Source organism: Arthrobacter sp. KKT183, assembly GCF_055657625.1.
Window position 1 is genome coordinate 2,627,325 of sequence record NZ_CM145770.1, and the last position, 19,864, is coordinate 2,647,188.

Genomic DNA, 19,864 nt, shown 5'->3' on the forward strand with positions numbered 1-19,864 from the left:
CAGCCAATCCCCTACTGCCCGTGACATTCCCCTTCCACTACGAAAGCATGGACTAATGAACTCCTTCTTCAACGCCCTCCGCTCCTCCCCCATCAAACGCGCGCCGGGCGGCTGGTTCGGCGGCATCGCTTCCGGGATCGCCCTCAGGTTCGGCTGGTCCGTGGGACTGGTGCGGATCGGCATCCTGCTCAGCTTCCTGCTGCCCGTGATCGGCCTGCCGGTGTACGTAGTGCTCTGGCTGCTGCTGCCCAAGACCGACGGCACGATTGCGCTGGAAAAACTCGTTTCGAATCGCTGACTGTACGTTCCGGAACCGCCGCGGGGTCTTCACAAACCCCCGCGGCGGTTCAGTGTGTCTAGAATCATACGTGGCTCAAGGAGGCGCCTGACCAGATCACCCAAGTCCACCATTGATTGGAAAACGCCTTAGATGAAGATCGGAATCCTCACCAGCGGAGGCGATTGCCCCGGGCTCAACGCGGTAATCCGCGGAGCTGTCCTGAAGGGCATCAAGACCGACAACCTCGAGTTCGTGGGGTTCCGTGACGGCTGGCGGGGCGTAGTGGAAGGCGACATCATCGACCTTCCGCGGCATGCGGTCCGGGGCATCTCCAAGCAGGGCGGCACCATTCTGGGGACCTCGCGCACCAACCCGTTCGACGGCAAGGGTGGCCCTGACGCGATCAAGGCCACTCTTGACCGGCTCGGCATCGACGCGATGATCGCTATTGGCGGCGAAGGCACCCTGGCAGCGGCCAAGCGCCTCACGGACGCCGGGCTGAAGATTGTCGGCGTCCCGAAGACTGTCGATAACGACCTCGACGCCACCGACTACACCTTCGGCTTCGACACAGCCGTGCAGATTGCCACCGAAGCCATCGATCGGCTCCGGACCACGGGTGAATCACACTCACGCTGCATGGTCGCCGAAGTGATGGGCCGCCACGTTGGCTGGATTGCCCTACACGCCGGCATGGCATCCGGTGCACACGCCATCCTCATCCCCGAACAGCAAACCTCCATCGAACAGGTCTGCGAGTGGGTCACCGATGCCAGGGACCGCGGCCGCGCGCCGCTGGTGGTCGTCGCCGAAGGCTTTGTCCCCGCACACATGGAGCAGCCGCACTCCGAGCGCGGGCTGGACACCTTCGGCAGGCCGCGCCTGGGCGGTATCGCGGACCAGCTGGCTCCCGAGATCGAGGCCCGAACGGGCATTGAAACCCGCGCCACGGTACTCGGGCACATCCAGCGGGGCGGCGTCCCTTCCGCCTTTGACCGGGTGCTGGCCACGCGTCTCGGTATGGCTGCCGTCGACTCGGTCATCGACGGGCTGTGGGGCACCATGGTCTCGCTCAACGGCACCGAGATCGCACACGTGGGTTTCGATGCCGCGCTCGGCAACCTCAAATGCGTTCCGCAGCACCGCTACGACGAAGCGGCCATCCTCTTCGGCTGAGTACCGCCCGGACGTCTGCCCTTCCCAGCTAACGGGAGTTCCATGAACCTCGAACCAGGCACAATCTCGATCATCCAGTTGGCCTGGTCCAGGCTGCTGGGATTCGACGACGGCGCCATGGCCGGCACATGCCACCGCATCTACCGCGAAGACAACAACGCACCGCTGCTCATGTTCGTGTCCCTCTTCGGGAAGGAAGCGCTGGTCGGCCCCACCTGGGCGCTGGACGCAGCAAAGGATCTGACCGGCGTCGAACTTTCACGGCATTCAACGCTGCTGTCCATGAGCCGCCCGCACGGCGGACGGGGGCTCGGCGAAGCGTACCTGTACTTCTCTGACAACCTGCCGTCATTCCCGGACAGCGGGCCCCTGGTCAGCAGCGACCCCGCGCACGCGCGGGCGCTCGAGCGGCTCTGCCCGCCGGATGATGTGGCCGAGGTGGGGCTGAGCGCTATGGAGAACAGCTGCGTCCTCGTGGACGAGTCCAGCGAACCGCCGCTCCCGCTCGCCGGCGCCGGCTATGACATCTGGGAAGGCATCCTTGCCCACCTCGGCGTCCTCACCGCCCCTGATGAACGCCGGCGGGGTCATGCATCCTATGCAGTGTCGGTTGCCGTGGAGGAATCAATGGCTGCCGGACTCATTCCGCAGTGGCGTGCCCGCATGGACAATGTGGCCTCGCAGCGTACAGCGCTCCGGGCAGGCTTTGTCCACGCAGGGAGCCAGACCTCCGTTGTGCTGGAAAGCGGCGCTGTGCGAGGAGAGGCGGAACAGCGCGGCTAGCTGAACAGCTTCAGCATGTCCGTCCTGCCGAACATGGCTGCGGCGTCGCGGGCCGATGGCGTTCCGGCGTCTGGGCTGGCGCCTGCACTGAGCAACGCTTTCGCTACGTCCGCGTAGCCCTTGAAGACCGCACCGGCCAGCGGAGTCTGGCCGCGATCATTGGGGGCCTCTGCGTCGGCTCCACGTGCAAGGAGGTCCTCGACGACCGACGCGTGCCCGTTGTAGGCCGCGAGCATCACCAGGCTGTCTCCGGCAGCATTGGTCAGCGTGGCCGGCACTCCGGCGTCGAGATACTTCCGCAGGGTTGCGCCGTCACCCTCACGTGCTGCGTCAAGGAGTCGGTGAGCAAGCGCGATTGCTGCGTCAGCCGAAGAATCCGGGGCTTCCCGCTCGGTCATCCCCTACCGCCTTTCAGCAGTCCGGTGGGACGGCCGACAACCTGGCCGGCATCCGTGGCGACAATCAGTTCCTGTGCGGCGGCGTAGTGCTCCTCGCCGTCGACCACGTCTACGGCAGCCTCAGGGTCCACGCTGCGCTTGATGACGGCGAGACCGACAGCACCCATCTCATAATGCTGCCCGACTGAGGTGAGCGTACCCACCGTCCGGCCACCGACGACGACGGCGCTTCCACGCTCCGGGAGGGTGTGCTGGCTTCCGTCCAACTGCAGGAAGACGAGCCGACGCGGCGGGTGCCCCAGATTGTGCACGCGGGCGACGGTCTCCTGGCCCTTGTAGCAGCCCTTCGACAGGTGGACGGCCGTCCGCAGGAGGTCCAGCTCGTGCGGAATGGTGCGTTCGTCCGTCTCCACACCCAGCCGCGGACGCCAGGCAGCGATGCGCAGCGCCTCCGACGCCATGACACCGGCCAGGTTCAGCTCATCCACGGACTGCGCGAGTTCCGCGCGGGGAACCAGGTATTCATGCCAGGGCCGCTCCGCACCCGGGTGTGATTCCTCGCCGACGACACTGTAGGAGTACCCGCCGGTGCGGATGTGTGGCCAGGCGTCCGTCCAGGTGATGTTGTCCGCGAACCGCTCTACCGGCCGGACTGAACCGAGCGTGGCCCAGTCACCAGTGACGTCCGCAATCTCTACCCGAAGCATGAACTTCATGCGGTCAAGCCATGCAGCAAGCGGGGCGGCTTCCCAGCTTTCGGTGAGCAGCCAGGTGGTAGCGCCGTCGTCGACCACGCGGGGGCTGTATTCGATCCGGCCCTGCACGGTGAGCAGGAGCGTTTCAGTCGATTCACCCGGCGCCAGGTCGAGCAGGAGCTGCGAGGAAAGGGTGTTGAGCCAGCTCAGGCGGTCAGGGCCGGTGACGGTGACGACACCGCGGTGGGAAAGATCAACAATGGCCTCGCCGCGGGCCAGGGAACGCTGTTCCCGGAGCGGGTCACCGTAGTGCGCTGCCACCCCCTCATCGGGTGCGCCGGCAGCTACGGCGCCGGGCAGGGAAAGTAGCGGGCTTGAGTAAGTCATACCGTTGGCAACGTCATAGGCTGCAAAGCGTATTCCGGCAAGGGGTATTCCAACGGAGCACTCATACAATCCGCAGTGCCGCTCAGGACGACTTCCTGAGGATAGCTGAGGCATGCGGCTCCAGTGAGCTGCCGTCTGCCGCGATGTCCCAACGCCAGTACAGATCTCCGTTGACCAGGCCCAACAGCCGCGTGGCCGCCGAATAGTCCTTGGAGTGCTGGCCGCGCATCACGAGGTCCGTGGAGAGCTGGATCTGCGGGCCCTTGATGCTGCCGTAGTACAGCTCTGCGATACCGCCCGGGTGGACGATTGTGGCCGTGATGTCGAACCCGCCCGCATCATTACGGAACTGCTCGACCTCGTCAGCGCTCTTCAGGGCAGGCACGATGTCCGCCGGCGACAGGCCGGGCCCGACATCGGCATCGTTCAGTTTGCGGTCCAACGCCCAGAAGCCGGTCTCCACCGACAGCGGACGAAGGGTATTGCCCTCTTCATCCGTCAGCCAGCTCTCAGCGGTGTACTGCACGTAGGGCAGCCCGTGCTGGGTGAACACGGCACGCTGGAAGAAGTGCTCGGAATCAGCGGTGCCCTCGCCCAGCCTGCCGGAGCCCTCCCACGTTCCCAGAAGCCAGGACAGCGGAACGAGCTCGGGAGTCAGGTCCGTCGGTATCTCAAACGACATGGATCAGCGAACGCTACTTCTGGCCCTTGTACAGGCGCGTGACGACGAGTGCAGCGAAGCCGGCCATGCCGAGGCCCGCGATCACCAACAGGGAGATGAAGAAGATTTCCAGCGCAAGAATTGACATGCTTCCATCCTAACGCCGTGTTTCCGCCGGGTGCGCCACTCTGGACGGTTCCGGGAGACACGCGCGTCAGCTCAGCAGGAGCCGCTCGAGGAAATAGGCGAGCGAGCCGATGCCCAGGATCGGAGCGACTCCCACGGCGAGCACGGCCGCCGGATTGAGCGGCGTATCCCTGCTGATGACGAGCCGCCGGCCGGCCATGACGACGGCGCCGCACACCGCGCCGATGATTGCGGCGGCAAGGCCCTCGACATCCGTGAAGATCAGCGCGCACAGTGGTCCGGCGAGCGCCGCGAGGACAACACCGAGCGGCCCGACCATGCGGTCAGGCCAGGGCAGCAGCGCCGTGGCGATTGCGATCAGGACGCTGATTCCCGTCACGAGGGTGACACCGGAGCTTCCCGCGTTCACTCCGAGGTTCTCGGCAGCGACCCAGCCGGCGCCGAGTGCGATGAGCAGCACGCCGGAACTCGCGCCGAGCGTCGATTCGAGGCGGTGACTCTGGCCGGTACCCCGGAGGAGCTGAATGAGGAAGATTGCCCCGACACCGAGGGCCACAGCAACCGGGAGCCAGGTCAGCGCTGCCCCCGAGGGGGAGAAGTAGGCGGCGGCGGTGGCCGCAAGGGCGCTCAGCGCGATGGCCGCGGATTGGCTCTTGCGCGCCGGGACTCCCAGCAGATGCGGCCACCCGATCGCGGCCACGAGGATCAGAACAACGACGGCGACGGCGCTCACCGTCAGCGACACGTAAGAAGCGCCGACGACAGCTATCAGTGCTACCGCCGCAACCAGTGCCGCCATCATCATTCTCACCCCTGCAATACTGCACTACCCACGCGTGAGGCGTCGAAAGCGGCAAATCCGTCCGTGGCCTTCCCGGCGGGATCATTCCCGCGGTGTAGCGAGGGATCAGCCGTTTCGGACGCGATGTTACGGGGGTGCCCCGGGTCACACCGGTATACTGGACTGCAATCCGCTGTCGGCCTGCCGGAACGTCCTGCTGTTTTCGGCACGCGGTCACCGCTGCGCCCGCCCGATGATGCGCGTCCCAATCCCTGGAGGACACATGCCGCACATCCTGATGCTGACGAACAGCCCCGGCTCCTCCGTGGAGATCCTCCCGGCGCTCGAGCTCCTCAACCACAAGGTGCACATCCTTCCCGCCGAGCCCACCGCGCTGCTCGAAACTGAACCGTCCGACGTCGTCATCATCGATGCGCGGAAGGACCTGGTGGGCGCCCGCTCACTGACGCAACTGCTGCGCGCCACAGGGCTCAGTGCTCCGCTGATGCTGGTTCTCACCGAAGGCGGCATGGCGGCCGTAGCCGCCAACTGGCTGGCCGATGACGTCGTCCTCGACTCCGCCGGCCCGGCGGAGGTAGAGGCGCGGCTGCGCCTTGTCATTTCTCGGGCACATACCGCGGCCGAGGAGGTATCGAGCGAGATCCATGCCTCCGGCGTCGTCATTGATGAGGCCAGCTATACCGCGCGGGTGGGCGGCGAGCCGATGAACCTCACCTACAAGGAGTTCGAGCTCCTGAAGTACCTCGCGCAGCATCCCGGCCGGGTTTTCACCCGTGACCAGCTGCTGCATGAGGTGTGGGGCTACGACTACTACGGGGGCACCCGGACCGTCGACGTGCACGTGCGAAGGCTGCGGGCCAAGCTGGGCCCGGACCATGAGCAGTTGATCGGCACCGTGCGGAACGTCGGCTACCGGTTCACGCTCAGCCGCCAGAGCGGTGACTCGGCAGTCAGTCAGCAGGCATAACGTCAGCCGGCAGGCATAAACAAAGGCTCCCTCCCGCGCTGCGGAGAAGGAGCCTTTGTGTTTGTGGAGGACATACGGGTCGAACGTATCGAGGGCGCCCCACTGGCGCATCCCCCCCGGTTGCACTCTTTCGAACGCTTGAAAAGCCTACCCCACGCCGCCCGACGCCGCCAAAATCCTCCCGGAATGGTGGTGCCCGCGGCTACGCTAATCAGATGACTGCAGCTGACGCACCCACCTGGCCCATCCGCACCATCGGCGGTGTCCCACGCGCTGAGGTCCTGCAGGACATCCTCGGCCTCGCCCGTGCTGCGGAAGACGCGGACGGCAACCCTCCGCTGTCCGAACAGACGCTGGTCAACCTGCGTACCTCCTCAGGACATCCGGATTCCCTGCTGGTGTTTGCAACTTATGCCAGTGACGGAAACGGCATCGGCGAGGCGGGTGAGGAGCTGGCCGGCGTCGCCGTCGTCAGCCTTCCACGTGGCGAAAGCCAACCCGGCGTGCTTGAGCTCGTGGTCCGGCCCACCTACCGCAACCAGGGCGTTGGCAGCAGCCTGGTGCGCGTGCTGCAGGACCGCCGGTTGCCGGACCTGCGGGTGTGGTCGCACGGGGATCATGCGGCCGCCGTCGAACTCGCCGGCAAAGCCGGGTTCATCCCGGTCCGTGAACTGTGGCGGATGCGGCAGACGCGCGCCGCACTCGAAGCGACAGTGCCCGACGCCGTGGTGCCTGACGGAGTGCGCCTGCGCACCTTCGAACCGGGCAAGGATGAGCAGGCCTGGCTTGAAGCGAATGCTGCCGCCTTTGCACACCATCCTGAACAGGGCGCCATGACCCGTGAGGACCTGGAGTCGCGGATGGCGGAGGACTGGTTCGATCCACAGGGTTTGATCCTTGCGGTCCGGGAGTCGGACGGGGAGCTGCTCGGTTTCCACTGGACCAAGGTGCACCCCCGCAGCGGCAAACACCCTGCCATCGGCGAGGTGTACGTCGTGGGAGTGACTCCCGCTGCGCAGGGCATGGGACTCGGAAAGGCCTTGACGATTGCCGGAATTGAACACCTGCACTCGCTCGGGCTGCAGGCCATCATGCTGTACGTCGACGCGGACAATACGGCCGCCGTCGCGCTGTACCGTTCGCTGGGCTTCACCCGGTGGGACGTGGACGTCATGTACGCACCAGGTAATACAGCCGGCAACTTGTAAGGTTGAGCAGGGCCTTCACCTGTCCTGCCAGGGCAGGCAGCGCCCCACGCCGGAACCACCAAAGGAGACACTATGGAAGCCGAAACCGCCGCCCGGGTACCGGCACGGTACGGATCATCCGAAGTAGCTCCCGCCCGGGCCACCCAGGACCGCATCGACATCCCGGAGTTCGCCCCGAGCCTGCTGCCGTCAGGCGATATATCCGCCGACCGCTTCCTGGACCGCGAGCTGAGCTGGCTGCACTTCAACGCCCGAGTACTGGACCTCGCCGAAGACCCGGACCTGGCGCTGCTTGAACGCGTCAACTTCCTGTCCATCTTCGCCTCCAACCTGGACGAGTTCTTCATGGTCCGCGTGGCCGGCCTGAAGCGCCGGATCGCCACCGGGCTGGCCGTCCCGTCCGCCGCCGGCCTCAGCCCCATTGAGCAGCTCGAGACGATCATGGCCGACGGCCTCGCGCTTCAGCGCCGCCATGCCGCCATCTTCGCCGAGCACATCCGGCCCGCACTCACCGGAGAGAACATCCACCTCACCACGTGGGATGAGCTGGATGAAGTTGCACGGCAGGATCTGAACAAGCTGTTCGCCGAGAAGGTCTTCCCCATCCTGACGCCGCTCGCTGTCGATCCGGCGCACCCGTTCCCGTACATTTCCGGGCTCTCTCTGAACCTCGCCGTCGTCGTGCGTAATCCGGTGAGCGACAAGGAACTCTTCGCTCGCGTGAAGGTACCCGACCAGCTGCCGCGGCTGATCTCCGTTGACGGGCCGCGCGCGGGGAACGTGGCAGGCCGGACTGCCCGTTTCATTCCGCTGGAGGAGGTCATTGCGGTCCATCTGGACCAGCTGTTCCCCGGCATGGAGGTCCTCGAGCACCACACCTTCCGGGTTACCCGCAATGAAGACCTCGAGGTTGAGGAGGATGACGCCGAGAACCTGCTGCAGGCGCTCGAGAAGGAGCTGCTGCGGCGCCGGTTCGGCCCGCCCGTCCGGCTTGAGGTCACCACGGACATCAACCCCAGCATCCGCGCCCTGCTCTCCCGCGAGCTTGGTGTTGAGGATGCGGAGGTCTATGACCTGCCCGCTCCCCTGGACCTGAGGGGCCTCAGCGTCATCGCCCGTATTGACCGCGGCGACCTCCATTATCCGAAGCACGTGGCGCACACCAGCCGGGACCTCAATGAGAGTGAAACCTCGAAGGCCGCGAACGTGTTCGCAGCGATGCGGCGCCGGGACATCCTCCTGCACCACCCGTATGATTCCTTCTCCACTTCGGTGCAGGCTTTCCTCGAACAGGCCGCGGTGGACCCGAAGGTCCAGGCGATCAAGCAGACGCTGTACCGGACCTCCGGTGACTCCCCCATTGTCGATGCGCTGATTGATGCTGCTGAGGCGGGCAAGCAGGTGCTCGCGCTGGTGGAGATCAAGGCCCGCTTCGACGAGCAGGCGAACATCTCCTGGGCGCGGAAGCTGGAACAGGCAGGCGTGCATGTCGTGTACGGCATTGTGGGCCTGAAAACCCACTGCAAGCTCTCCCTCGTGGTACGCCAGGAAATCGACGGACTCCGCCGCTACTGCCACATCGGCACCGGCAACTATCACCCGCGCACTGCCCGCTACTACGAGGACCTCGGGCTGCTCACCGCCAACCACCAGGTGGGCGAGGACCTCTCACGGCTGTTCAACCAGCTCTCCGGCTACGCCCCGAAGTCGACCTTCAAACGGCTTCTCGTAGCGCCGCGCTCGGTCCGCTCCGGCCTGATCGAACGCATCGAGCAGGAAATCGCCAACAGTCAGGCCGGCCTCGAAGCCCGCGTCATCATCAAGGTGAACTCGATCGTTGACGAGTCACTGATCGATTCCCTGTACCGGGCCTCGCAGGCCGGAGTTCGGGTGGACGTAATAGTGCGCGGCATCTGCTCGATACGTCCCGGCGTTCCGGGCCTCAGCGAGAACATCACCGTCCGGTCTGTTCTCGGCAGGTTCCTGGAGCACTCACGTGTCTTCGCATTCGCGAACGCAGGAGATCCGGCGGTATTCATTGGTTCAGCTGACATGATGCACCGCAACCTCGACCGCCGGGTCGAGGCGCTGGTCCAGCTGTCCTCACCCGAACACATCACCTACCTGCTGTCACTGATGGACCGCTACCTCGACAGCGGCACGGCGAGCTGGCACCTGGACAGCGACGGAGAGTGGATCCGCCACCACAAGGACGACGACGGCAATCCCCTGAGCGACGTGCAGTCGTGGTTATTGGCCTCCCGTTCCCGCAGCCGTCTGCGGCCCGCCCGCCAGTGATGACGCAGCCGGACACAGCGGTAGAGAGCAGGCAGAGCAAGAAGGGCGCCGCCGTCGTCGCTGCCGGTGCACTGTGCTGGCGCAAGCGCTCGGGTGCGCTGGAAGTCCTTCTCATCCATCGTCCCCGCTATGACGATTGGTCCTGGCCGAAGGGCAAGATCGACGCGGGTGAGACCACACCCGAGTGCGCCGTACGCGAGGTCCGTGAGGAAATCGGCATTACGGTGCAGCTCGGCATCCCTTTGCCGACCATCGAGTACCCGGTGGCGTCCGGGCTGAAGGTGGTGCATTACTGGGCGGCGAAAGTTGACGCCGCCACCCCCCAACCGGATGGCAAGGAGGTGGACGACTTCCTGTGGTGTCCTCCCGAACGCGCCGCCGAGCTGCTCAGCAACCCATCGGACAGAGAGCCGCTGAACGCTCTGGTTGAAGCGTTTGCTGAGGACCGCCTGGCCACCTGGCCGCTGATCATCGTCCGCCATGCGAAGGCCAAGCCGCGGTCCTCGTGGACCCGCGCAGAGGGCGAGCGACCGCTGGCCGCGTCCGGGCGGCGGCAGGCACAGGCCGTCAGCCGACTGCTGGAGGCCTGGTCCCCCGAGCGCATCGTCAGCAGCCCGTGGGACCGCTGCGTGCAGACGATCATGCCGTATGTGAAGCGTTCCGACGCGAAACTGAAACTCGTGGACGCCATTACGGAACGCGACGCCGCCCGCAAGCCTGGACGGGCCAGCAACACCGTTGAGAAGCTGTTCGACCGGCGCGTTCCGGTGGCTGTGTGCAGCCACCGCCCGGTGCTGCCGCTGCTGTTCGACGTACTCCGTGGGCACATGCCGTCCCAGCTGGGCGAGCTGCTGCCGGCGTCGGATCCGTACCTGGCTCCCGGTGAGGCGATCATCTGCCAGGTCAATTGCAGGAAGGCTGGCAAGGTTGTCTCCGTCGAGCAGTTCCGTGCCTACGACGACTGATTCCGGCCGTGTGGGATCCGGTCTTAGACTAAATGCCGTGACTACTCCGGTTCCCACACCCTACGAAGACCTGCTCCGCGACGTCCTGGCTAACGGGACCCCGAAATCGGACCGGACCGCCACCGGAACGCGCAGCGTTTTCGGGCGGCAGCTGAGGTTCGACCTCGCGGAGTCCTTCCCGCTCATCACCACGAAGCGGGTGCACTTCAAGTCAGTGGCCCTGGAGTTGCTCTGGTTCCTTCGCGGCGACTCCAACGTGTCCTGGCTTCAGGAACGCGGGGTGCGGATCTGGAACGAATGGGCTGATGAGGACGGCGAACTTGGCCCCGTCTACGGCGTCCAGTGGCGTTCGTGGCCCACGCCCGATGGTGGCCACATCGACCAGATTGAACACCTCATCGATGGGTTGAAGACCAACCCTGACTCCCGGCGGCACATCGTCTCGGCCTGGAACGTTGCGGATATCGAGAGCATGGCACTGCCTCCCTGCCACGCCTTCTTCCAGTTCTACGTGGCGGACGGCAAGCTTTCCTGCCAGCTCTACCAGCGCTCCGCGGACACCTTCCTCGGCGTACCGTTCAACATTGCGTCCTACGCGCTGCTCACCCTCATGGTGGCGCAGCAGGTGGGCCTTGAGCCCGGCGAGTTCGTCTGGACCGGCGGCGATGTCCACATCTATGACAGCCATGTTGAGCAGGTTGCCGAACAGCTCTCCCGCGAGCCCTACCCCTACCCCGCACTGCGCCTGAACCGGAAGCCCGAGAGCATCTTCGACTATGAGCTTGAGGATTTCACGGTGGAGAACTACCAGCACCACCCGACCATCAAGGCGCCGATCGCCGTATGAGCGAGTCCCTGAGCGCCGCTGCGCTGGTCGGCAGCCCTGTTGTAGGGATGATCTGGGCACAGACAGTGGACGGCGTCATCGGCCGGGACGGCACCATGCCGTGGCACCTGCCCGAGGATCTGGCACACTTCCGGCGCACCACGCAGGGGCATCCCGTCATCATGGGACGGCGCACCTGGGAGTCCTTCCCGGAGAAGTACCGCCCATTACCCGGCCGCACCAACATTGTGGTGAGTAGACAGGATCCGGACCCGGCAGAATACCGGGGCGCCGTCGTCGTCGGCTCGCTAGAAGAGGCCGTCAGCGAGGCCCAGCGCAGTGAGGGTGCCGACGAGATCTGGATCATCGGCGGCGGTCAGGTGTATGCGGAAGCGGCCCAGCACGCGAACGCCGCTTATGTCACGGTGATCGACTCAGCGGAGGAGGGTGACACCTACGCTCCTGCACTCGCGAATTCCTGGAATCTCGCCGGAGTTGAGCCGTCCGAGGGCTGGACCACCGCGCAGAACGGAACCCGGTTCCGGATTAGCCTGTGGGCCCGGGCGGAGCAAGGTGGGCAGCCCTCCCCATCGCGGGATACCCGCCCCGCTGGGTAGTCTCAGTAGCGGGACGAAGATCAGGCAAGGTAAGAGGCACGGGGAAAAATGACTGGGACGCTGGGGGCAAACCCGGATCAGCTGCGCTCGCTGGCGCAACACTGCAGTGCAGGGGCACAGTCCCTGCTCGACATCTCCGCCAGCGTCTCCGCGGTGGTCAACAATCCCGGGTTCTGGAAGGGCACTGACGCGGATCAGACCCGCCAGCGGTGGAATACCGTGCTGCGGGTGCAGATCCTCTCCGCCTCCACGAGCCTCGACCGCGCCAAGTCCGAACTGCTGGAGCAGGCCGCGGACCAGGAGCGCACAAGTTCAGACGCTGATGGGGCTGGCGGGCCGGGCATGACACCGGCGGGCGGATCGGAACGTATGCCCATCCCCGGAGAAGACGGTAACGTGCCGGGTCCGGACTGGTTACTCGGTCCCGATTCGCCGTTTCGTGACGGCTGGGATATGTACCAGCTCATCAAGGCGTTCCCGAACATGCGCGCCGGGCTCTTCGACATCGGCGCGATGCTGACGCCGGCTCTGCGGAGCGGCTTCGGCGACCCTGCCGCCTGGACTGCGCTGCGCAACTCGAACATGCTCAGCGGCTTCTTCAACACCTCCGGCGACCTCTTCGACGGGAACTGGCATACGGCGCTGAACCTGACTGAAGGCTCCCGAGCCTTCGCTGCATTCGATGTGCTGGGCAAGGGGCTCGGCGTCGTCGGCACCGGGCTGGACCTGTACGACACGATCAACCACCTGAATAACGGGGACACGGGCGATGCACTTTACTCCGGTGCCAAAACGGTTCTCGGGGTCGCCTCCTTCCTTCCCCCACCAGTAGGCACAGTCGCCATGGTGGCCAGTGGAGCCCTTGCCATCTATGACAACGTTCCGGTGGTGCACGACGCCGTCAATGCTGTGGGCGGGGCAATCGCCGATACCGCTGAGGATGTGGGCGGCGCCCTTTCCGACGGCGCCGAAGCCGTCGGTGATTTCTTTGGTTTCTAGGACTTCAATCGCACGAGGAGCAGCACGATGACCGAGACCGTGTCGAAGCCTGAGCAGGCCGGCAGCCCGTATCCCGACGCCATCGGGTTCGGGTTCGCCGAGGTGGCAGCTCTGCTGAGCCTCGCTCCGGGCGCAGCCGCAACGGCGAGTGCCGCAGCTTTGCGGGTGAGCGATGAAGTCGGTGACACCCGCATGGTTGCGGCGGGCGGCTCCTCCCTTGTGGCACGCGGCCTGGCCTTTGCTGACAGCGACGGCGTGCTCTCGGTCGGCGGCCCTGTGGCTGCGGTGACCCGTGCGCTCACCACGGCGCAGCGCCGGATCGAGATCAGCCTCGTTGCGCCCAATTACTCGGACAGCGTGATCTCCATCGAATCGGCGGAGTACGAGATCCTGATGCAGCCGCGCAGCCATCTCACCTGGTTTGCGATGGCCAAGCGGCCGGACATCACCGGCGCCGAGGCGAATTTCTTCATCGTGCAGTCGCACTGTGCTGAGCATCCGGACGGCGGTGCGATCGTCAAGAACCGTGAAACTCCTGATGCCGGCGAACTCCTCATCAAGGCCGAATCAGGAGCGTGGACCGTTGGCCGCCGACAGCCCGGAGCAGATTCCGTGGCATCCGAAACGGGCCTGTCCGACGAGGACGTCCTGGCCCAATTACGCGCACTACGACAGGACTGAAGCATTGGTCTACAACGCCGAACGGGAACGCCGGGATGCCGTAACAAGGGCCGCACACGAGGATCAGGTAGCGCGGACCGGTGAGAATCGAGTGCTGACGCGCGGGATCAACGGTGAACTCGTCAGCTATACCCGCGATGAGTACGGTGTGGGGCGTCTCGGGTTGGGTCCGCGCATCAACACGCGCTGGGGGCATCTTGTCTATGTTCTCGCTATTGCGGTCATCATTTGCATCTTTGTCTACCTTCCCCTGCGGAACCTTTTGGTTGAGGGCGATTCAGGGATGCTCGGATTCCTTGTTATTCCGGCTCTCCTGGTGATACTCGAGATCTTCGCCGTCAGAAACCTCGTGCGGGAGTGGCGCGCACACAAGCTGCGCGAGGCGCGCGGGCTGCCGCGGCCCGCCTACTGAGCCGCGCGGCGTCGTCGCCCTACGGCTGTGACGTAACTGACCGGCACGAGAGTGGCATCCTCGCCTAAACTGGAGGCATGACAACCGCTGCGCACCTGTCCTCGTCCGCGCCCTCCGTCGGTTTGGTCGGCTGGCGTGGGATGGTCGGCTCCGTCCTGATGCAGCGCATGCAGGATGAGGGCGATTTCCGTCTCATCAACCCGGTCTTTTTCTCCACGTCCAATGCCGGTGGCGCGGCTCCGTCGTTCGCCGAGGGCGCCGGTCCGCTGCAGAATGCCTATGACGTCGAGGCCCTGGCAAAGCTGCCCATCATCGTTTCCGCCCAGGGCGGCGGGTACACCTCAGAGGTGTACCCCAAATTGCGCGACGCCGGGTGGGACGGCCTGTGGATCGACGCCGCCTCCACGCTGCGCATGGAGGAGAGCTCCATCATTGTGCTGGACCCGGTGAACCGGGACGTGATCGATGCCGGGCTCGCCCGCGGTGTCCGCGACTTCATCGGCGGCAACTGCACGGTCTCCTGCATGCTGATGGGCCTCGGCGGGCTGTTCAGAAACGGCCTGGTTGAGTGGGGAACCTCCATGACTTATCAGGCAGCCTCGGGCGGCGGAGCCCGGCATATGCGCGAGCTGCTGAACCAATTCGGGTCCATCCACGGCGCAGTCGCCCAGAATCTGGCAGACCCGGCGTCAGCAATTCTCGACATCGACCGCGCAGTGCTGACCCAGCAGAAGAATCCGGCCATGGACGCCTCCCAGTTCGGCGTACCGCTTGCTGGATCGGTAATTCCCTGGATCGACGCAGATCTCGGCAACGGTCAGTCGAAGGAAGAGTGGAAAGCCGGCGCGGAAACCAACAAGATTTTGGGCAAGGACATCGAGGGAGCCCGGATCCCCTTCGACGGACTGTGCGTACGGATCGGCGCCATGCGATCACACTCCCAGGCGCTCACGCTGAAGCTCACAGAAGACCTCTCCGTGACTGAGATTGAAACACTGATCGATCAGGACAACGAGTGGGCAACGGTGGTCCCGAACACCAAGGAAGCAACCCTGCAAGGCCTTACCCCGGTGGCGGCCAGCGGTACCCTGCAGATTCCCGTTGGGCGAATCCGCAAACTCGAAATGGGGCCGGAATACATCAGCGCGTTCACTGTGGGAGACCAGCTCCTGTGGGGTGCTGCCGAGCCGCTTCGCCGCGCGCTCCTGATCGCAACCGGCAATCTCTAGGGCTGCTTCCCTACCGGGGTCTAACCCGGCTGCTCCGGTCTGCCGGCGTAAATACTTTCACGACCCGCTGCTGTCTGCCGTGGGTTGCTGTGCCGACCCAGTTTCGGGACTAATGATGATCAGATCAAGATAGGCCTTGAGTGTTTGCGGGACATCAACGTCCTCCGGATTGAGAAGCCACTGGGTTTGAATGCCGTCCCACAGGGCAACAATCGTGGGTCCGGCGATGCCCGGGTCAATGCCGGGCCGCAGTCGTCCGATGCTGGCTAGATAACGCAGTTCGTTGCTGTACTCCCCTCTGAGGCGCTCAAAGCGCTTCACGAAGTACTCCCGGGCGGGGTGGTCCTCGGTGGTCGCTTCTCCACACAGCACCGAGTAGAGCTCGATCAGATGGGGAACGCCTTCGTTATTCTTCGCTTGCTGAACGACGACCTCGGTGAAATGCTCGCGCGTCCCCGGGGTGTCAGGACTGATTTCGTCACGGTACTCAAGGACAGCCACAAGAAGCTGCGCCTTGGTTGGAAAATGATGCAGCAGTGTCGTCTGTGCGATTCCAGCCCGGTCGGCAACCTCCTGGATGCTCCCGGCGCTGTAGCCCTTGGACCCGAACACGGCTACCGCAGCCTCCAGGATTTCACGCTGGCGCGCGGCAGTTTTCGCGTAAGGTCCGCGTGTGCCTCCCCGGGCAGTTGACTTGGTTTGCATGGATCCAAGTCTAGGTGGCTTAAATATAGAGTAACTACTCGTTTTTCATGTTATCCTCGTCATATCGACATCCTGAACTCTTGACTACGCCCTCGCGGTTGCGAGACGAACTCTGAGGCGAGAACGCGTACCACCTATCACTCGGCACCCCGGGTCGAAGCTGGTGCTCGGATTGAAGTTGCGCAACGTCGTCGCCGTTCCCATAGGCACGGTCGGCGCTATAGGCACCCATTCAACAGGCAATGAGGCCTCCTGATGGCTACCCTGAATCAGGCCCATACCCAGCCGCGCTCGGCGGGGCGATCGCCGAGAACGGCGCAGAAGGGACGCAGCACACGTAAGGCGGTAGCCGTCTTCGTTGCACCCTTCGCAGTGCTCTTTCTCCTCTTCTACGCGGCGCCCATCATCTTCGCGGTCATCCAGTCGCTCCTGACGGTTGAGCGTGAAGGAACGTTCGGGGCGCCGCAGCAGGTCTTCGGCGGATTCAGCCAGTACGCGCTCGTCTTCCAGGACCAGGCGTTCTGGGCCTCCGTAGGCCGGGTACTGCTCTTCGGTGTAGTGCAGGTGCCGATCATGCTGGGCATGGCGCTGCTGTTTGCACTACTGCTCGATTCGCCGCTCCTCAAGGGAAAGAAGTTCTTCCGCCTCGCGTTCTTCGCTCCCTACGCGGTGCCGGGCGTCATTGCGGCCATCATGTGGGGATTCCTCTACTCGCCCTCACTCTCACCGTTCAGCGCGGTCACCTCGGAAATCAACTTCCTCGACGGGTCCCTGGTCTTGTGGTCCATCGCGAACATCGTCACCTGGGTGTACGTGGGCTATAACATGCTCATCATCTACGCGTCGCTGCTCGCTATTCCCACGGAAATCTACGAGGCGGCACGGCTTGACGGCGCCTCCAACGCGCAGATCGCCTGGCGGATCAAGATCCCGCTGGTGACTCCCGCGATCATCCTCACCGGGGTGTTCTCCATCATCGGCACCCTCCAACTCCTCGCCGAACCCCAGACCCTGCGCAGCTTCAGCTCGGCGATCAGCAGCACCTACACACCGAACCTCGCGGTCTACACCACCGCTTCTGTGCCCAACTACAACCTGGCCGCTGCGTTTTCCGTCGTTCTGGCACTGGCCACGTTCATCCTCTCCTTTGTCTTCCTGAAGGCAACCCAACGGAAGGTATCCCAATGAGCGCGCCAACCGTTCCCCTGTCGACCGCGGAGAAGATCCATTCCCGCGGACCCCGGCAGAGTGTCATGTCTCGCGCCGCGGCGATGCTCATCATGGGCGTCTTCACCCTCTACTTCCTGACCCCGATCTGGTGGCTGCTCGTCACCTCCACGAAGTCCGGCAGCGAAATCACAGGGACGGCAGCGCTCTGGTTCACACCGAACTCCATCTCGACGTTCTTCACCAACCTCATCGGGCTCTTCCAGTATCAGGATGGGTTGTTCGTCAAATGGTTGGCCAACAGCGCCCTCTACGCGGGAGCTGGCGCGGTGCTCGGCACGATCATCGCCGCCATGTGTGGCTATGCCCTGTCCAAGTACGAGTTCAGGGGCCGGGAACTCATCTTCAATGTTGTCCTAAGCGGTGTGTTGGTGCCCGCCACCGCGCTGGCCCTGCCGCTGTTCCTGATCTTCAGCGAGGTCAATCTGACCAACACGTATTGGGCGGTCTTCCTCCCCAGCCTTGTGAGCCCCTTCGGTGTCTACCTCGCGCGGATTTATGCCGCGGCTTCGGTTCCCGGGGAACTCCTCGAGGCAGCCCGGCTGGACGGCTCCGGTGAGGTGCGTACCTTTTTCACTGTCTCCAGCCGCCTGATGGCGCCGGCGCTGGTAACGATCTTCCTGTTCCAGTTCGTCGCCATCTGGAACAACTTCTTCCTCCCGCTGATCATGCTCCGCGACCAGGCCCTCTTCCCGGTGACACTGGGCCTGTACGCGTGGAACAGCCAAATCAGCCAGATCCCTGAACTGCGCACGTTCGTGATTATCGGCGCGCTCGTCTCCATCGTCCCGCTCATCATCGCTTTCCTCGGCCTGCAGCGCTTCTGGAGCAGCGGACTCAGCGCCGGAAGCGTCAAGTAACCAGACTGCAAGACCCTAAGAAACCGCCGGAAGGCACACGCCTGCCGGCCTCATCCATACACAAAGGAAAAACAGAATGCGTATGCATCACGGAAAGACCACCGCCGCCGTCGTCATGGTCTCTGCCCTGGCCCTCGCGGGCTGCGCCAGTGGAGGCGACTCCGCCGGAGCGCCTGAAGCAGCGGCGTGTGAGCCCTCTACCGAGCCGGTGGAGCTCACCTACACCGCATGGGTTCCGGGCATGGACCAGGTAGTGGAGCTGTGGAACGAAGAAAACCCGGACATCCAGGTGACAGTCCAGACGGGCCCCAATGGAAACGCCGGCACGTACCGGAACTTCTTCAACCAGCTGCAGGCCGGCAACGCACCTGACCTGGGTCAGATCGAGTACGACGCACTCCCCAACTTCCGCGTTCAGGACGGCCTCGAGAACATCGCGGCCTGCGAAGGTATCGCCGAAGCGAGTGACCAGTTCATCGACTGGACCTGGAACCAGGTGACCTTCGGAGAAGAAGATGCCGTCTACGCGGTCCCGCAGGACAGCGGTCCCATGGCCCTCTTCTACCGCGCGGACCTCTTCGAGCAGGCCGGGATAGAGGTTCCGACCACCTGGGAAGAGTACGCGGCCGCGGCCGATCAGATCCGCGGGGAAGGCGGTTACATCCACAACTTCCAGCGCGCGGACGTGAACTGGTTCGCTGGCCTCGTCTGGCAGGCGGGCGGCCAGTGGTTCAGCAGCGAGGACGACGGCTGGGAGGTCAACCTGACCGGTGAAGAGTCCATGGAGGTGGCCGAGTACTGGCAGGGACTGCTCGAGGATGACCTCGTCTCCACAGTGCCCTCCTTCTCCGACGAGTGGAACGCCTCCATCAGCGAGGGCGAGCAGTGGACCTGGATCTCAGCGGTCTGGGGCACCAGGCACCTGCAAAGCGCTGCCCCCGACAGCGCCGGCAAGTGGGCAGTTGCCCCGATGCCGCAGTGGGATGCGGGCCAGAGTGCTGCCAGCAACTGGGGAGGCTCCACCACAGCAGTACTGAAGGGCTCCGACCACCCCTACGAGGCCTCACAGTTTGCACTGTGGCTGAATACCGATCCCGAAGCACTGGCTCTCGCGAACGAGCTCGGCGGGCTGTACCCGGCAGCTACCGCCGGCGCAGACCTCGAAGCGTTCAGCGGTGAGTCCGAGTTCTTCGGCGGACAGGCTGTTTATGACGTCTTCGCCGAGGCTACGCAGAACGTGGACCCTGAATTCACCTGGGGACCAACGATGACCCAAACCTATACAGACGTTTCCGACGGCTTCGGCGCCGCCATCGCAGGCGAGTCCACCCTCATGGAAGCCCTCCAACGCGGTGAACAGCAAACCATTGAGTCACTGAAGGCGCAGTCCATTCCTGTCATCGAGTAACGCGTCGCAGGAACCAGTTTGCCCACTCAATCGGCCTGACACGGTTGATTGAGTGGGCCTCTTCACGGCCGGGCATTTCTGTCAATCATTACGGCCGTCGCAACCATAATCGTCCTCCATCCTCGTAGCGTGG

At 64.4% G+C, this 19,864-nt stretch carries 21 protein-coding genes; 16 read left to right on the plus strand and 5 right to left on the minus strand.

Features of this window, described 5'->3' with window-relative positions:
* Window positions 1-55: 55 nt before the first annotated feature.
* From ACZ2GY_RS12480 to ACZ2GY_RS12490, 3 genes are all read left to right on the plus strand, one after another.
* The gene (locus tag ACZ2GY_RS12480; protein ID WP_277359844.1) at window positions 56-298 is read left to right on the plus strand and encodes a PspC domain-containing protein; all 243 of its coding nucleotides are present in this window, start codon (window positions 56-58) and stop codon (window positions 296-298) included.
* 132 nt (window positions 299-430) lie between these two features.
* Window positions 431-1,456: a 6-phosphofructokinase gene (locus ACZ2GY_RS12485; RefSeq protein ID WP_277359843.1), complete on the plus strand. Its 1,026-nt coding sequence runs from the start codon at window positions 431-433 to the stop codon at window positions 1,454-1,456.
* A 42-nt stretch (window positions 1,457-1,498) separates the two neighbouring features.
* Window positions 1,499-2,239 carry a GNAT family N-acetyltransferase gene (locus ACZ2GY_RS12490; RefSeq protein WP_471672013.1) on the plus strand — a complete coding sequence of 247 codons (741 nt, stop codon included), beginning with the start codon at window positions 1,499-1,501 and terminating at the stop codon, window positions 2,237-2,239.
* Here the strand turns inward: ACZ2GY_RS12490 and ACZ2GY_RS12495 are convergent.
* The 4 genes from ACZ2GY_RS12495 to ACZ2GY_RS12510 form a co-directional block, all read right to left on the minus strand.
* Window positions 2,236-2,637 carry an ankyrin repeat domain-containing protein gene (locus ACZ2GY_RS12495; protein WP_471672014.1) on the minus strand — a complete coding sequence of 134 codons (402 nt, stop codon included), beginning with the start codon at window positions 2,635-2,637 and terminating at the stop codon, window positions 2,236-2,238. The genes ACZ2GY_RS12490 and ACZ2GY_RS12495 overlap by 4 nt on opposite strands.
* A complete protein-coding gene (gene ygfZ / locus ACZ2GY_RS12500; protein WP_471672015.1) occupies window positions 2,634-3,719 on the minus strand; it encodes a CAF17-like 4Fe-4S cluster assembly/insertion protein YgfZ in 1,086 nt (361 codons plus the stop codon). The genes ACZ2GY_RS12495 and ygfZ overlap by 4 nt, the downstream gene beginning before the upstream one ends.
* Before the next feature lie 82 nt (window positions 3,720-3,801).
* Entirely contained in the window at window positions 3,802-4,401 is a 600-nt protein-coding gene (locus ACZ2GY_RS12505; RefSeq protein WP_346027207.1) for a heme-binding beta-barrel domain-containing protein, read from the minus strand.
* Between the two features lie 193 nt (window positions 4,402-4,594).
* Window positions 4,595-5,332 carry a hypothetical protein gene (locus ACZ2GY_RS12510; RefSeq protein WP_471672016.1) on the minus strand — a complete coding sequence of 246 codons (738 nt, stop codon included), beginning with the start codon at window positions 5,330-5,332 and terminating at the stop codon, window positions 4,595-4,597.
* Window positions 5,333-5,591: 259 nt separating this feature from the next.
* On the opposite strand from ACZ2GY_RS12510, the gene ACZ2GY_RS12515 reads away from it, so the two are divergent.
* The 10 genes from ACZ2GY_RS12515 (at window position 5,592) to asd (ending at window position 15,531) form a co-directional block, all read left to right on the plus strand.
* Window positions 5,592-6,296 carry a winged helix-turn-helix transcriptional regulator gene (locus ACZ2GY_RS12515; RefSeq protein WP_056543925.1) on the plus strand — a complete coding sequence of 235 codons (705 nt, stop codon included), beginning with the start codon at window positions 5,592-5,594 and terminating at the stop codon, window positions 6,294-6,296.
* A gap of 215 nt (window positions 6,297-6,511) precedes the next feature.
* Window positions 6,512-7,504, plus strand: a complete 993-nt coding sequence (mshD, locus tag ACZ2GY_RS12520; protein WP_471672017.1) for a mycothiol synthase — start codon at window positions 6,512-6,514, stop codon at window positions 7,502-7,504.
* 72 nt (window positions 7,505-7,576) lie between these two features.
* Window positions 7,577-9,802, plus strand: coding sequence for an RNA degradosome polyphosphate kinase (locus ACZ2GY_RS12525; protein ID WP_471672018.1), 2,226 nt, complete (start codon window positions 7,577-7,579; stop codon window positions 9,800-9,802).
* Window positions 9,802-10,767 carry an NUDIX hydrolase gene (locus ACZ2GY_RS12530; protein ID WP_471673592.1) on the plus strand — a complete coding sequence of 322 codons (966 nt, stop codon included), beginning with the start codon at window positions 9,802-9,804 and terminating at the stop codon, window positions 10,765-10,767. Before ACZ2GY_RS12525 ends, ACZ2GY_RS12530 begins: the two co-directional genes overlap by 1 nt.
* Window positions 10,768-10,804: 37 nt before the next feature.
* Window positions 10,805-11,614 carry a thymidylate synthase gene (locus ACZ2GY_RS12535; protein ID WP_471672019.1) on the plus strand — a complete coding sequence of 270 codons (810 nt, stop codon included), beginning with the start codon at window positions 10,805-10,807 and terminating at the stop codon, window positions 11,612-11,614.
* Window positions 11,611-12,210 (plus strand): dihydrofolate reductase, encoded by a 600-nt coding sequence (locus ACZ2GY_RS12540; RefSeq protein WP_346027209.1) that lies wholly within the window; start codon window positions 11,611-11,613, stop codon window positions 12,208-12,210. Before ACZ2GY_RS12535 ends, ACZ2GY_RS12540 begins: the two co-directional genes overlap by 4 nt.
* Window positions 12,211-12,258: 48 nt before the next feature.
* Window positions 12,259-13,209: a hypothetical protein gene (locus ACZ2GY_RS12545; protein ID WP_277358697.1), complete on the plus strand. Its 951-nt coding sequence runs from the start codon at window positions 12,259-12,261 to the stop codon at window positions 13,207-13,209.
* 27 nt (window positions 13,210-13,236) lie between these two features.
* Entirely contained in the window at window positions 13,237-13,890 is a 654-nt protein-coding gene (locus ACZ2GY_RS12550; protein WP_471672020.1) for a hypothetical protein, read from the plus strand.
* Between the two features lie 4 nt (window positions 13,891-13,894).
* Window positions 13,895-14,302, plus strand: coding sequence for a hypothetical protein (locus ACZ2GY_RS12555; protein WP_471672021.1), 408 nt, complete (start codon window positions 13,895-13,897; stop codon window positions 14,300-14,302).
* Between the two features lie 77 nt (window positions 14,303-14,379).
* On the plus strand, window positions 14,380-15,531 hold the full coding sequence (gene asd, locus ACZ2GY_RS12560) for an aspartate-semialdehyde dehydrogenase (protein ID WP_056543905.1): 1,152 nt from the start codon (window positions 14,380-14,382) through the stop codon (window positions 15,529-15,531).
* Window positions 15,532-15,588: 57 nt separating this feature from the next.
* On the opposite strand, the gene ACZ2GY_RS12565 is transcribed toward asd, so the two are convergent.
* Window positions 15,589-16,236: a TetR/AcrR family transcriptional regulator gene (locus ACZ2GY_RS12565; RefSeq protein ID WP_471672022.1), complete on the minus strand. Its 648-nt coding sequence runs from the start codon at window positions 16,234-16,236 to the stop codon at window positions 15,589-15,591.
* Window positions 16,237-16,491: 255 nt separating this feature from the next.
* On the opposite strand from ACZ2GY_RS12565, the gene ACZ2GY_RS12570 reads away from it, so the two are divergent.
* The 3 genes from ACZ2GY_RS12570 to ACZ2GY_RS12580 all read left to right on the plus strand — a co-directional run bounded on the left by ACZ2GY_RS12570 (window position 16,492) and on the right by ACZ2GY_RS12580 (window position 19,731).
* Window positions 16,492-17,424: a carbohydrate ABC transporter permease gene (locus tag ACZ2GY_RS12570; RefSeq protein ID WP_471672023.1), complete on the plus strand. Its 933-nt coding sequence runs from the start codon at window positions 16,492-16,494 to the stop codon at window positions 17,422-17,424.
* A gap of 65 nt (window positions 17,425-17,489) precedes the next feature.
* Complete coding sequence (locus tag ACZ2GY_RS12575) at window positions 17,490-18,323, plus strand: carbohydrate ABC transporter permease (RefSeq protein WP_404800724.1); 834 nt, start codon at window positions 17,490-17,492, stop codon at window positions 18,321-18,323.
* A 76-nt stretch (window positions 18,324-18,399) separates the two neighbouring features.
* Window positions 18,400-19,731, plus strand: coding sequence for an ABC transporter substrate-binding protein (locus ACZ2GY_RS12580; protein WP_471672024.1), 1,332 nt, complete (start codon window positions 18,400-18,402; stop codon window positions 19,729-19,731).
* Window positions 19,732-19,864: the final 133 nt, after the last annotated feature.

Coding starts and splice junctions, on each gene's coding strand:
- ACZ2GY_RS12480 (WP_277359844.1), top strand. CDS start 56: ATGAACTCCTTCTTCAACGCCCTCCGCTCCTCCCCCATCAAACGCGCG.
- ACZ2GY_RS12485 (WP_277359843.1), top strand. CDS start 431: ATGAAGATCGGAATCCTCACCAGCGGAGGCGATTGCCCCGGGCTCAAC.
- ACZ2GY_RS12490 (WP_471672013.1), top strand. CDS start 1,499: ATGAACCTCGAACCAGGCACAATCTCGATCATCCAGTTGGCCTGGTCC.
- ACZ2GY_RS12495 (WP_471672014.1), bottom strand. CDS start 2,637: ATGACCGAGCGGGAAGCCCCGGATTCTTCGGCTGACGCAGCAATCGCG.
- ygfZ (WP_471672015.1), bottom strand. CDS start 3,719: ATGACTTACTCAAGCCCGCTACTTTCCCTGCCCGGCGCCGTAGCTGCC.
- ACZ2GY_RS12505 (WP_346027207.1), bottom strand. CDS start 4,401: ATGTCGTTTGAGATACCGACGGACCTGACTCCCGAGCTCGTTCCGCTG.
- ACZ2GY_RS12510 (WP_471672016.1), bottom strand. CDS start 5,332: ATGATGATGGCGGCACTGGTTGCGGCGGTAGCACTGATAGCTGTCGTC.
- ACZ2GY_RS12515 (WP_056543925.1), top strand. CDS start 5,592: ATGCCGCACATCCTGATGCTGACGAACAGCCCCGGCTCCTCCGTGGAG.
- mshD (WP_471672017.1), top strand. CDS start 6,512: ATGACTGCAGCTGACGCACCCACCTGGCCCATCCGCACCATCGGCGGT.
- ACZ2GY_RS12525 (WP_471672018.1), top strand. CDS start 7,577: ATGGAAGCCGAAACCGCCGCCCGGGTACCGGCACGGTACGGATCATCC.
- ACZ2GY_RS12530 (WP_471673592.1), top strand. CDS start 9,802: ATGACGCAGCCGGACACAGCGGTAGAGAGCAGGCAGAGCAAGAAGGGC.
- ACZ2GY_RS12540 (WP_346027209.1), top strand. CDS start 11,611: ATGAGCGAGTCCCTGAGCGCCGCTGCGCTGGTCGGCAGCCCTGTTGTA.
- ACZ2GY_RS12545 (WP_277358697.1), top strand. CDS start 12,259: ATGACTGGGACGCTGGGGGCAAACCCGGATCAGCTGCGCTCGCTGGCG.
- ACZ2GY_RS12550 (WP_471672020.1), top strand. CDS start 13,237: ATGACCGAGACCGTGTCGAAGCCTGAGCAGGCCGGCAGCCCGTATCCC.
- asd (WP_056543905.1), top strand. CDS start 14,380: ATGACAACCGCTGCGCACCTGTCCTCGTCCGCGCCCTCCGTCGGTTTG.
- ACZ2GY_RS12565 (WP_471672022.1), bottom strand. CDS start 16,236: ATGCAAACCAAGTCAACTGCCCGGGGAGGCACACGCGGACCTTACGCG.
- ACZ2GY_RS12570 (WP_471672023.1), top strand. CDS start 16,492: ATGGCTACCCTGAATCAGGCCCATACCCAGCCGCGCTCGGCGGGGCGA.
- ACZ2GY_RS12575 (WP_404800724.1), top strand. CDS start 17,490: ATGTCTCGCGCCGCGGCGATGCTCATCATGGGCGTCTTCACCCTCTAC.
- ACZ2GY_RS12580 (WP_471672024.1), top strand. CDS start 18,400: ATGCGTATGCATCACGGAAAGACCACCGCCGCCGTCGTCATGGTCTCT.